The sequence below is a fragment of the Stieleria neptunia genome, assembly GCF_007754155.1.
In the GTDB taxonomy this organism is placed as follows: domain Bacteria; phylum Planctomycetota; class Planctomycetia; order Pirellulales; family Pirellulaceae; genus Stieleria; species Stieleria neptunia.
Genome location: NZ_CP037423.1, coordinates 1,418,616 through 1,431,264 on the forward strand (window position 1 = coordinate 1,418,616; position 12,649 = coordinate 1,431,264).

8 protein-coding genes are annotated in these 12,649 nt (G+C 55.5%); 1 reads left to right on the forward strand and 7 read right to left on the reverse strand.

Features of this window, described 5'->3' with window-relative positions; genetic code table 11:
• Positions 1-6 precede the first annotated feature (6 nt).
• Positions 7-993, forward strand: a complete 987-nt coding sequence (locus tag Enr13x_RS04985; RefSeq protein WP_145384991.1) for a nucleoside hydrolase — start codon at positions 7-9, stop codon at positions 991-993.
• A gap of 52 nt (positions 994-1,045) precedes the next feature.
• On the opposite strand, the gene Enr13x_RS04990 is transcribed toward Enr13x_RS04985, so the two are convergent.
• The 7 genes from Enr13x_RS04990 to Enr13x_RS05020 all read right to left on the reverse strand — a co-directional run bounded on the left by Enr13x_RS04990 (position 1,046) and on the right by Enr13x_RS05020 (position 12,094).
• Entirely contained in the window at positions 1,046-1,438 is a 393-nt protein-coding gene (locus Enr13x_RS04990; protein ID WP_145384992.1) for a hypothetical protein, read from the reverse strand.
• Positions 1,439-1,477: 39 nt separating this feature from the next.
• Complete coding sequence (locus Enr13x_RS04995; RefSeq protein WP_145384993.1) at positions 1,478-1,678, reverse strand: hypothetical protein; 201 nt, start codon at positions 1,676-1,678, stop codon at positions 1,478-1,480.
• Between the two features lie 248 nt (positions 1,679-1,926).
• Positions 1,927-4,959 (reverse strand): hypothetical protein, encoded by a 3,033-nt coding sequence (locus Enr13x_RS05000; RefSeq protein ID WP_145384994.1) that lies wholly within the window; start codon positions 4,957-4,959, stop codon positions 1,927-1,929.
• Positions 4,960-5,724: 765 nt separating this feature from the next.
• The gene (locus tag Enr13x_RS05005) at positions 5,725-6,189 is read right to left on the reverse strand and encodes a hypothetical protein (RefSeq protein ID WP_145384995.1); all 465 of its coding nucleotides are present in this window, start codon (positions 6,187-6,189) and stop codon (positions 5,725-5,727) included.
• Positions 6,190-7,636: 1,447 nt separating this feature from the next.
• Positions 7,637-8,311, reverse strand: a complete 675-nt coding sequence (locus Enr13x_RS05010) for a hypothetical protein (RefSeq protein WP_231744098.1) — start codon at positions 8,309-8,311, stop codon at positions 7,637-7,639.
• Positions 8,312-9,889: 1,578 nt separating this feature from the next.
• Entirely contained in the window at positions 9,890-10,561 is a 672-nt protein-coding gene (locus Enr13x_RS05015) for a tetratricopeptide repeat protein (protein ID WP_145384996.1), read from the reverse strand.
• Between the two features lie 744 nt (positions 10,562-11,305).
• Positions 11,306-12,094, reverse strand: coding sequence for a hypothetical protein (locus Enr13x_RS05020; protein ID WP_145384997.1), 789 nt, complete (start codon positions 12,092-12,094; stop codon positions 11,306-11,308).
• Positions 12,095-12,649: the final 555 nt, after the last annotated feature.

Consider the following 12,649-nt stretch of genomic DNA (forward strand, 5'->3'; position numbering starts at 1 on the left):
CCTAACATGAGAAACCTCCTGTCACTTCTGATTCTTGTTGCATTCCCTTCCGTTGCCACGGTCGCTGCCGATCCCGTACCGATCATCTTTGACACCGACATGGCCGGCGACTGCGACGACGCCGGCGCGTTGGCCGTGCTGAACGCGTTGGCCGATCGTGGTGAAGCCCAGATCCTGGCTGTGGTGACCAATCGCAAATGCGCCGCCGGCGTTTCCGGTGGTGCAAGCGATGCGATCAACACCTTCTACGGTCGGCCGGACATCCCCATCGGAACCGACAAGGACGGCGCGAAGGTTCGTTGGAACAAGCCCAGCACCTACACGCCGACTCTCTTTGGAGACTTTCCGCACGACAGCCCGGTTGACAGCGAACTGCCCGATGCGCTCGATGTGTACCGCAAAACGCTGGCCACCGCACAAGACAACTCGGTCGTGATCTGCAGCGTGGGAGCACTCAGCAACCTGGAAGACCTGTTGAATTCTTCCGGCGATGGACACAGCCCATTGACGGGAATCCAATTGATTGATGCCAAGGTCCGACAAACGGTCATCATGGGCGGGGAATTTCCGCGGTCCTCCCATCCGGAAACCAATCTCAAACTCGATCCGCCTGCTGCGGTCGCCGTCGTGCACGAATGGCCGGGACCGATCCTTTGGCAGGGCTTTGAAATCGGCGCCGCACTGCATTGCGGTGCGAAGCTCAAGGATGCCTCCGCCGACAACCCGATTCGACGAGCTTTCGCGCTGCGGCCGTATCTTGGTGGATTCGCCATCGATCACGGCAAACCGGCTCATGACCAAGCCGCGGTGTTGCTGGCCGTGCGAGGCATCGAGCCCGAATGGTGGACCGTCAGCGGGGACGGTCGCGTCGTCGTCGATTCAGACGGACACACGCGGTGGTACTCCGACCCGAGAATGCAACACCGCTACGTGTCCATCAAAGGCCGACCGGATGGACTGGCAAACATCATTGAAGAACTGATGAGGAAGTGACGGCCTGTGCGACGAGTCCCAAGAGCCATGCAAAGCCGACCTCCCATGCATCTTATGGTTCGTCCTCTCGCTCGGCCCGCAGCGCACCGGATTCATCCACCGGAAGAATCTCGCTCTTGAAGGCGTAGTAACCTTCCCAGAACTCATTGTAAGTCATGGATTCGATCGATCTCTCAAAGCGAAAACGATCACCAACTTGCAGCCCAAACGGATTGCCAACGAAACCATTGTCGAAGAGCAATTGGATTTCCTTGTCACGGCTCAAACAACGCATGCCAAACGTGTAGTCGTCGAAGGGTTCACCCGTTTCCTCGATCTCTCCCCACTGATGGCCAAGTTCAACAGGGTCCTCCGCAACGATCCAGACGCCGTCGGGCAATCCTTCCCGCATGAAGCTCGCAGGGTTGCTTGCTCGCTGCTGACAACCAGCGAGCAAGGCGAGCAATGTCACGACAATTGATAGTGGCTGGTTCACGGCAAGGACCTATCGTTCGTCAATTCGAGCCGACGTCGACCAGCGGGTTCGTTTCGCCGTCTTGTCAAACGAATCAATGTAGCAGTTCAGTTGACCAAAGTCCGCATCATCGATTGTTTTCCGGGGACTGTCCGTCCTGCCGTCAGGTTCGTCGTATTCGCCAGCGGGCGGAATGCGGATCGTGATTTCGTCACCCATCGCGGCGTCCACGGTATCCCGGAGGGATTTCAGCGAGTCGCCGGAGGTCAGCGCATCGCCACCTCCGGACCACGGCCCAATCCTTCCCTCGACCCCGGACGGGGTCGCAGCAAATCCCGGCACCCCGCCAGGCGCAACCTCCGGCTAAACGGAAAACACTAGACCGACCGAATGATCGGGGGTGATCGCTGGGGTCAAGTCATTTTCCCAAGCCGCAGAGCACAGGGAGCAGGTAAAGATTCTGCGGATGAGGGTCTCTTTTAGGGGACAATCGTCAACAGTCGGTTGAAGAAAAGGCTGGCCGGCCCGGTGACTGCGATCGTCACCACCAACGCTCCCGCACCGAGCAAGTAGTCCTGCGAAATTGGGCCGAACGGTCCGGAATGCAAACGCGTAATCTCTTCTTCTGATTCATCAAGCATGTCGATTTGATCCTGCAGCGATGCGCCCGAAAAGGATGTCGACTTCTGTTCGCAGACAAACGCGTAGTGGGCTTGTCGGATGTTCTCAACGACTTCATCGCGGTAGCGAATCGCAGAGAATCGCACGACGATCGCGGCCAGAAAGGAAATGAAAATTGGGATTGCCAACAAGATGTACCAACTCGTGTCCAGCCCCCAGGCGTCCCAAATGCGCCAGCGTGCGGCAATCAACAAGATCGATAGGATGGCAGGGAGGACAAGCTTGCGACTGGAAACGATGCTCAAGTGCATTGTGCATCGCGCACCGTTGACCAATTGGACTTGTGCGGACGAGGACATCTCCTGGGGCAAACGTTCGATCGCATTGGTGATGATCTTCCTGGCGTACAAACAGAACAAAAGACTGTTGAACGTGATGGTCAACAGGCCTAATGTCGCGGCGAGTAGGGTGCCGATAGCCAGCCACCTGACCAACCAGTCCCGCGCGGGAGGTTGGATCACACCGCTTTCGATGTAGGAGACAAGATAGAACACGATCGCGGTTGTCGCCGCGAGTTTGAACGCGGCGGGGAGATCGGGCTGCTGCAAGTTTGTCTCTGCGGCGAATTCATGGATGTTGTCGGGGATGTTTTGGTGGGCACGGGCAATCCCGTTCAGGCTGAGGATCACGACGAAAGTCAAACCCCAAATCGGAGGCCACAAACTGACACCGTTGAAAAACAGGATCGGCTCCGATTGAATGGTGGCATCGCTCACAAGCATGACCAAGATGACCAGAACGATCAGTAGTGCCCCAAAAACGATCGGCCAGATGGCCGGGGATTCACGCACGACACTGCCTCCGCTTGCAAACCGTTGCAAAAACCCGGTGGTCGCCTTCGCCGTGTTGACAACGATGGCTTGAAACCTCGTTAGGTCCGTGGAAAATCGTGCCAGGAAATTTACAAACAGGAGTCCGCCAATCGAGGAAATCAAGATCATCCACAACCAACGCCAATCGTCGAGGATGGAATTGACCGGCGGCGGTTGTCTCAGCGGAAGGTAGGATGCACTCGGTGTGCTACCAAACTGTACCGGAGATCGGCTTCCAATTTCGAACGTCAGCGGCGCCAAGTAGGCTGGGGATTCCGCAGTGCTTGTTGTCCCACGGCCGACTAAATCAAATAGATCCTGGGACTGGGGACCGAACGTTAGCGTCAACGTTTCATCCTTGAGTTTATCGTTGCGAAACGCGTAGCAAAGGATCGATGTTCCTATGAATCCAGAGGTTTGGTACCCGTCGCGAAAACTGGGGATGTTGTTCACTCGCCCAAAAATGTCTTCACGTCCATGGACCGCTAATCCATAGTGCGATGCGACAATCAAGTTGCGGGCGTGCGGGACAGTTTGTGGAACGTTGTAACGGGCATCCAGTTCGGTTGTGAAGAAGGTTGCGACGGGGAAAACCTCATGCGCCTCTTTCAGGATGAGGTTCTTGTCTTCCCAGTTCGAGCCAATGATGCCAACCGACCGAACACGACTGGGGTTGATCCCACGCGAAGAAGAAATGGTCGTCAGTTCCGTCATCGAACGATCCAGATAGTCGCGAACCGACGACGTCCCTTTGAGTGAACCGGACGTTTCGCTTGCCGATTCTGCCAGATCCGACGCGATCCCTTTCAGATAGGGGATCACTACCGGTGGAATGTTTCCCGCGGTTTCCTTAAAGCTGGCTTGCAAGTCATTGATGTAGCTGAGCGAACTCTGTTCCACAAATAAGATCATCTGGCTGAGCGATTCCGGTCCGGGTAATACGCCACGCAAGTCCAGTTCTCGCCGCAAGGCCGATAGCAATCGATCGTCGGACCCGATGGTGTGAAAAATCTTGATCGCCACATCGTCGCCAAGTTCGATCCAATCCTGTCCCGCCCGAATTCCAATGCTGCTGTTGCGTGCCGTGCAAACGATGTTGCAAATCACGCTTCCCCGTTTGAATTGCTTAAAGAACTCTTGCGTGTTGAGGGCTTCCGAATCTTCGACCGATCCGCGAGGGTCAACTGAACCGGGCGGGGCATCGGTTTTTGTACCGACGCTCGAATTCAGTTCCTCCCTGCGTCGACGCTCATCGACCTGGGATCGGATCTTACCCGCATCCGCGACGATCTCGCGCAAGGTGTCGCTTGACGGTGGACCGAGCAAACAGAATGAAGCCCGTTTGCAAAGACGTTCGGCGACGATGGGCTCAATCACCTGACGTATCGTATCCAACGGACGCTTGCCGAGATGCGAATTCTGAATCCAGGTGACAAGAATCAAATCCCCATCGGGGCCTCGGTGCCGATACAATTTCGTCGGCAAATCGCAAACACTTTTGACCTGCACGTCGTTTGACGTCGCTCCGGCAACGACGTCATTGGGACTGCGATCTGAAAAATAGTGGGTGTACGTCGCTTTCCTATACGTCATGCGATCAGGGAAAGACAACGAGAACCCCTGATTGGCCATCGCCAACTCCACCGCGTGACGTCGCCGCCGACGACTTTCAACCTTCTCGGATTCGAAGCCTTCGTCGACGGGGACCACCAAGAACATGATCTTTCCAGATGAACCCAACTTCGACGCCACGAGTTCTTTGACCGAGTCGGAGTCTTCGGCAAGTTCCGTCACCCGATCGCTTTCGTGGTGAACAAATGGATCGTCCCACATCGAACTCGCAAGACTGACGGCCCCACGCACGATCGGATAGGTCGAGTCGCTCACATAAGGAGCGGCTTTCTGATTCGGTGATGTCACGCCGGGGACTGCGAGAAGCCCAAAGACTGCGAGCGTCGCGGCAATCAATCCTCCACCGATCCATTTCGACGATGTCTGGAATGGCTTGCTGATTTCCATGATTGCCCTCATGTTTTCGCAAAATCACCACGAATCATGCTCGTGTGCATCATGTATGCTAATTTAACAATGCAATCAAAGAAACAATTAAGTTTATAAAACGGCACAACGACTATTTTATCACTGCCTCTTCAAACCGACATGTGGGTACGCTCGGATGTCGACACGCGATCGGTAGGAGTCCGATTCTTCAGACGTCGGTTTATCTTCGGTGGCCAAGTCGGCCGGGCACCTTTTCTCAACCGATCCGCCTCGATTGCCTCGACGGGCGTGCACCACCAACCGGACGCCACCGACGCAGCGTCCACGGTATCCCGGAGCGATCACAGCGATTAGCCGGAGGTCAGCGCAGCGCCACCTCCGGACCACTTTGGCTCTAAAGGTGTTAGCGGAACGGCGCGAGCCGTCCGGTCGCGCTTCAAAAACACCGTGAAAGACCGGAGGGCTCGCGCCCTACCGCTAACAAAAAACACCCCGCCTGGCGTTAAAGTCGATGGCATTGGGCGCGAGCCCTCCGGTGTTGTGACAGAGATGAAGAACCGGAGGGCTCGCGCCCTGCCGCTAAAACCTCAAGAAACACATGGGGAAAATGCTTCACAGCGTTGCCCAGACGGGGTCGCAGCAAATCCCGGCACCCCGCCAGACGCAACCTCAGCCCACCGCGACCGCACATCAACTGCCGAAGCGGTAAGCAACTCGATTCAGTTCAACCCGGAGCAATCCGGATCCCTCTCCCGATTCCGTTGGTGATCCGAGTGCTGGTAGTCAATATTGTAGGGTTTCTCCGTGACCTGTTTCGCAAATCACGCCGTCGACAACGATTAAGAAGCAATCGCTTGCCATTCCTTCTCGCGGTTCTTCTGCTGCGACAAAATCAAACCACAGCACCTCGCAGTCATCCGGAGGGATTGCGGTCTCGTCACGTTTTGCATAGCGATAGGCTGCGAGAAAGTGCTCGTCGCCGGCTGCGAGACGATGATCAGCAACAGCGTACGCGTAGGGATAGTCCTCCATCCTGTCGCCACTGCGTGCAGTATCAGCGAGGTGACGCTCGAGTCCATCTTGGGCAGTTTCAATCGCCGCGTTTTCCGCTTTCAAGGCTTCGATTGCGTGGAAAGACTGGTAGCGCCCAACAAGCCAGCCAAGGCATACGAATCCTGCTGAGGCGAGGAAACGCTTGCGTTTGGAATCCGCGTCACTGCCGCCAACCGTATTATGAAGTGTGCTCATGTCTCCATTTCACGATGTGTTTTCGGATTGCGACGTGCGATCGATCCGCACAGGCGGAGGAACGAGGATCCATCGGGCGCCAGAACGTTGTCGCCCATCAGGAGGGCCGGTCAGAAAAGCTGATTAGAATGGATCCTGCCAGGCGGTGCCAGTTTCTCAGGCTCGTGCGAGCTCGAGCTGGGTGGCGGGAGGTGATGCCGACTCCGGCTTCGTTGCACTTTCTTGCCACCGGTGCAGCGTCCATGTCATCCCGAAGGACGTCAATTCTTTTACTGCAGGATTTGGCAACCGATTTAGACTCTCTCCCTCTGGGAGAGACGGCGTTTGCGCAGCAAGCAAACGCCAGAGAGGGCCGGCGGCTTGCGAAAGGCTTGACGACTTCCGCTACGATCAACTCCGCCACGTATACAATCGATATCCCAAAGGGATCACAGCGAGTAGCCGGAGGTCAGCGCAGCGCCACCTCCGGACCACGCCCTTGTTCTTCCCCTCGACCCCGGACGGGGTCGCAGCAAAGCCAATTCCCGAACCAACGGAACCTTCGGCTAAGCAACGCACGGAAAATAAGTGTCGGATCTAGCGAGTGGGATAGGCTTCCAGCCTGTCATTCCAGCGTTGGCAGGCTGGAAGCCTATCCCACTTATTTTCCGAGCGTTGCTAAACGGAAACCCCGGAGACCAATCGAAACACCGGGAGCGATCACTGAGAGCAAGTCGTTTTCCTAATCCGGAGACTCAGAAAGAAGGTAGGAAAATTTCGGGTAGGAAAACGGTGGTTGAAAAACGAGGCAAACGGGGAAACTCCGTGCTCGCTTTTCCTACCCGCAATTTTCCTACCTCCATCTCCAACCGATGCATCACCGACGGGATCATCATCGGTACACCCACTCCACTTCGCGTGGTGGAAGTCGGCAAGGATCCAACGCAATCTCTCGCAAGGGCGCACGAAAAGCCGCCGGGTCAAGTCGAACGAGCCGTCCCTGCTAACACCGTCCGCTTTACGAATTTCGTGAACGCCCTTCATCGGCGTCGCGGCGCAATCCGCGTTTTGATCTCACTGGTGCACTTCAAACATCCAAAGGCGATCGACTCCCAAGGATCGCCGCGTTGTGCGTTCGATCGGATTCGTCTCTTCGTCAAAGAAAAACATCCTCGGACCACACAACGCGAGTGACGGGGGAGTCCTGCGCCGCTGGATCACACAAAGGGCCACAAGAGATCAAGACGCTTGTCGCACCAAAACGCTGACGAGCTGCGGCCAGTGGACTTGAGAAGCTGGCGTCAGCCTACGGTTGCAAGTCCCTGGCAACCTCAGCCCACCGCGACCGCACTTCAACCGTCGAAGCGGTAAGCAATTCGATTCAGTTCAACGGTACGCGTCACCGGGAACGCGTGGAAAGAACAGGATCGGCTTGTGTTTTCCGGTATGCGCGATGGTTCTGCCTTCGCTACGGATCGCTAAACGCCAAACGCAGTTCAAATTCAGCGGGCTCTATGGCCGGGTGTATCTGGACGCTCGAACGTCCGCCACGAAGAAGCCAGTCTCCTGGGTTGATAGCGCCGTCGCTTCTTTCTGTGGATGTTCCTGCGTTTGTAAGTGGGTCATCTAAGATTCCGCGTGACACGCTATTGCGCCCTAGCCAGCAGTATTCGATCTTACGTGATTCGCGGTCACGTCGTAACAGCAAGACGATCCTCGTGCCACCTTCGACAGATGATCCTCCGCCCTGAGTTGCCTTGCCATCAACAATGGCATCGAAAGTAAGGAAATGCCCATCCAGTTCCATCGGAACGTCGATCGTGTAGCGTCGAGCGTCTAGGAGATTCTTCAGTTCATCGGCGGAGAGAAAGCCCGCATCCATTTGTCGATAGACATGCAGATGAATGAAAGTCGAGTAGATCGGCGGCCACGCGATTGCAAACAGCAGCATCGCGAGCCATGCAATTGACCTTTGAGATGGACGATTCAAATCGAGGAACTCCTGGATGGTAGAAGCGACTTGGAACTGCAACTCGTAAGCCTGCTCAATCGATAGGAAAAATTCCGGTTCCGCGAAAGCAGTCCCGGGTTGGTGCCGGTCGTAGTCTCTTAGCTGTGCGGCTGCAAGATTTTCGAAATCCATACCAACGATTCCTATCGAGTGCATTGTACTGGTTCGTCGGTTCTCGTCGAAAAACTATTCCAGTTGCCCGCGATTTCAGCCATACAAAGATCATCCCGTGAAGCGAATTCGAGGAATCCTAAAATTCTATCGTTGAATTGCGAGCTCGATTACATTGCCTTCGCGTTCGAGGACGATCGAGTCTGGGGGCGATCCAGGTAGCGTCCAAATCTCATATGGAGGACCATTCGGTTCGGACCAGATTGTGCGATATGCGAAACGGTCCAATCCCCGGACATTCACTCGCGGTTCGTCGTCGACGTGAGGGCCGTCAAGCCGGACGACCAAGTTGCGGTCGTTTTCGATCCAGACTTCCTTGATGCGGTAAGGTGGCAACTCAGCGTCTTGATCCAGTGGGTAGCTCGCGATCAAAACGCCTTTTGACTGCGCGTGCTCGATGGAGCGGCATGACGGCGCTGACTCTGCCATGCAACCTAAAGATGAAATCGTAGCCGTGAAGAGTAGTGCCAATCGCATCAAATTACATCCGACGAACGTTCACCGCGGCATGGCGAACGACAGACATCTCAGGAAACGGAGAGTTGAGCATCCATTCAAGTAAACGCCGCAAGGGTCCTCCCGGGCATGTCATTATTCTGTGGTGTTTTTTGTGGCAGACCAGTCGTGCCATCGGCCGTCCAGCCAGTTTCCATGATATCAAGCTCCACGCCCCAGATCCTCCCTCGACCCCGGACGGGGCGTAGCGAATTCCGGCACCCCGCCCAACGGAACCTTCGGCAAAACGGAAGCCCCGGGGACCGACCGAAACATCGGGAGCGACCACTGAGAGCAAGTTGTTTTCCCAACCCGGGGACTCAGAAAGAAGGTAGGAAAATTTCGGGGTAGGAAAACGGTGGTTGAAAAACGAGGCAAACGGGGAAACTCCGTGCTCTCTTTTCCTACCCACAATTTTCCTGCCTCCATCTCCAACCGATGCATCTTCGACGGGATCATCATCGGTACACCCACTCCACTTCGCGTGGTGGAAGTTGGCAAGGATCCAACGCAATCTCTCGCAAGGGCGCACGAACAGCCGCCGGGTCAAGTCGAACGAGCCGTCCCTCCTAACACCGTCCGCTTTACGAATTTCGTGAACGCCCTTCATCGGCGTCGCGGTGCAAACCGCGTCTTGATCTCATAGGTGCACTTCAAACCTCCAAAGGCGCTCAACTCCCAAGGATCGGCGTGAGCGTGTGCAGAGTCGGATTCGTCTTTGAGGCAAAGAAAAACACCCTCGGACCACACAACGCGAGTGACGGGGGAGTCATGCGCCGTTGAATCACACGAAGGTCCACAAGAGATCAAGACGGCTGTCGCCCCAAAACGCTGACGACCTACGGCCAGTGGACTTGAGAATCTGGCGTCAGCTTTTCTGCCCGGAGTCCCACGCAACATGAGCGCGCCGCGACCGCACATCAACCGCCGAAGCGGTAAGCAATTCGATTAAGTTCAACGTCGGGCATAACCGAGTTGAGGCGAAAGATAAACCACTTCAAAGACCTCGACTCCGCAACTTCCGTTCATGCCATGGTTCGTTGGCTATTTAGTTGTGAACGGCTGGCCGTCGTACGCTCGGTAACCATCATGGCCGAGTGATTTGGCTTTTAGACTCTGGTGTTTCCGAAAATCCTCTGCCGCACCGACTATGTCACCCTCATTCAGTCTACAGACTGCCCGACACAGATACGCAATCTCGCACTTGACGTCCAGCATTATGGCCATATCCAGATCGTCGATTGCTCGTTTGTACGCCTTCTGTCTTAATCGTGAGGAACCACGAATCGCGTATGCAAAACTCGAGTCGCTGGTGAGTTCGATTGCAGTTGAACAGTCCGCAATTGCTCCGCTGAAATCACCTAGTTCGGTTTTGGAAATAGCCCTTGTCACGTATATCTCGCAACGCGACATTCCTTGAGAAATTGCTTTCGAGAGGTCGTCAACTGCTTCTTCGTGATTGTTGGCGTATTGTCGCAAACTGCCGCGAGTGGCATAAGCTTCTGCCAGGGATGGATGATGCTCAATAACATCATTCACGGCATCCATTGCGGCAACAGGCTTGCCTGCATCAAACAAATTCCTTGCATGCTTCAATTGACCTCGAGTATCGACGTAACGCTGGCTTTCTTGTGCATCTGCAGTTGCCGAGTCCACGGCAAGACATATTGAAAGGAATCCGAGGACTGAAATTGAGCAGAAGCGTGATCGATCCATGACATTCCCCGCGAAGAGTGATTCGAGAAACCCACAAACCGTATCAAAAACTCGATCAGCAAGTCAATTGAGGATGAGGTCCCATTCGACGGTATTCAAACAGAGTCCATCCTTCGTGCTCTTCGTGGTTGCCAAATCCCGGCAGCAATCGATTCAGTTGTGGAACGTTGCCGATCAGCCGGCAGCGACGGAAGATCAACCACTTCAAAACGCCCGACTTCGCCGCTCGGTTGCATCGGATGGTTCTGTCATTCTTCCGGTGTAGGAGTAGCGGTCGCGTCATACGCGGGACGAGCGCCACGCTCCCAGCGCGAGTCGTGCTGTGCGGCGTATTCGTAAACCCAAAGGGTTTCATTTGCCGCATCGTAAACAGTGTAACATCCCTGCGCGACGCCGTAAGTTGCATCAAGATACCACAGCATGTTCTCCGTTGCGGCTCCAGTACCAGTTGGAGGCGACCACCAATCAGGTGTGTCCGAGGTTGGCGAACGGATAGGGATCGATGCAATCGTTCGTGTTGTCTGCTCGCATTCCTTCGTACGGCGAAAAGAGGCATCAATTGTCGCCATTCGCGTGTGCAACTCAGCAGCGAGCGACTTGTCGAGAGCCCTGCCGTGCAGCTTCGAGTGCATCGAGAAAGGAGTCGAGACGTTGCCGGGTGTTCATTGTGCGATTAGCGACATAGCGGCGGTGCACCGTGGATCAGTGTTCATTTGCGGTGCACAATTCCGGAAACACGAACCGCTAAACGACGCTTATGTCTGATTCTGTTTTAAGCAGGTCACACGGAGGATCCGATAGTCGCATGATAGTGAAATTGGTGATTCGATCGTGTACGATTTGGAACCGCAAATAGCAGTTCGGCAGAGCGTAGCGGATCCATTCAGGGATTGTACCTTGTTTTGATGAGATGCCACCGCCGGAGTGGTCAGGGGGGCCAAAAGCAGCGATAGCATGCTTTTGGGTAGCATCTGAAGGCAAGCCGGGCAAGTCGAGCATGGGCAAGTAACGTTCGGCGAATCGAACTGGAATTGGTCCCAGTGAATGCAAGAGTTGAGTTGAATCTAAGGGACAACAGTTAGCGATCAATGTTCCGCATAGACTTCGAGGAAGAGCGTCTTCGCATTCGGATGTCGTGAGATCGATTTGCACAGAGAGAAGTCGGTCGTCCAGTAGGTCGAGCGATGCATCAAGTCGTTGTATGTCAGCATATCCCGAGTCGGTGCTGAACCACGGATGCAGCAACGGATTTTCGTAACCATAGTCTTCGCAATTCGGTATCTGAACGCGATAGCCACGAAAATCGCGGAAGTCAAAGATGTCGCGGACGGGGATGTTGTCCAAGGCAATTTCGCCGAAATCGGTATCGATATCGATACCCAACCGACCAGCGAATAGCGATGCGTCAGCGTGCAGGACAGATAGCGACTTGCCGTCAAGCTTAAGCAATGATTCGTTGTTCCAATTTGCGAGTGTTATAACGCGGCGCGCCATCTGGTTCGCGCGTCCGGCCACGACGACGGCCCGTGCCATCGTCGCTTTGTGCCAATGTACTCGATCGCAATCGCCGAGAGCATCTCGCACCCATGGCGCTGCCGTTTTCGCTGGACAGCTGCGACGAAGCCCGACGGGCTGGCACAATCGGTCTGTTGGCGTCCTGGAGCGATGGACGCCGGAAGCTTGTGTCGGCCCGCTGGGCCTTGGGTATACCATTGAATCCACCCCCGGTGGCTGACACCACCGGCAGGCACTCTACCGGCCCTTCGGGCCTGAGACACTTTGCGGCTTTGCGACTTTGAGTGAGCCCCTCCGGCAAAAACGTCAGCACACCAGTCCAAGCTATCCCGGAGGGATCGCAGCGATTAGCCGGAGGTCAGCGCAGCGCCACCTCCGGGCAACGCATCCGATTTAGCCTCTCTCCCTCAGGGAGAGACGGCGTTTGCGCAGCAAGCAAACGCCAGAGAGGGCCGGCGGCTTGCGAAAGTCTTAGCGTTTTCCGCTACGATCAAATCCGTCACTTATACAATTGACGTCCCGACGGGGTCGTAGCGAATCCCGGCACCCCGCCGAACGCAGCCTCCGGCGAAA

Bases quoted from the DNA above. Each gene is read 5' to 3' on its own strand.
- Enr13x_RS04985 (WP_145384991.1), top strand. From the start codon at position 7: ATGAGAAACCTCCTGTCACTTCTGATTCTTGTTGCATTCCCTTCCGTT.
- Enr13x_RS05000 (WP_145384994.1), bottom strand. From the start codon at position 4,959: ATGGAAATCAGCAAGCCATTCCAGACATCGTCGAAATGGATCGGTGGA.
- Enr13x_RS05005 (WP_145384995.1), bottom strand. From the start codon at position 6,189: ATGAGCACACTTCATAATACGGTTGGCGGCAGTGACGCGGATTCCAAA.
- Enr13x_RS05010 (WP_231744098.1), bottom strand. From the start codon at position 8,311: ATGGATTTCGAAAATCTTGCAGCCGCACAGCTAAGAGACTACGACCGG.
- Enr13x_RS05015 (WP_145384996.1), bottom strand. From the start codon at position 10,561: ATGGATCGATCACGCTTCTGCTCAATTTCAGTCCTCGGATTCCTTTCA.
- Enr13x_RS05020 (WP_145384997.1), bottom strand. From the start codon at position 12,094: ATGGCACGGGCCGTCGTCGTGGCCGGACGCGCGAACCAGATGGCGCGC.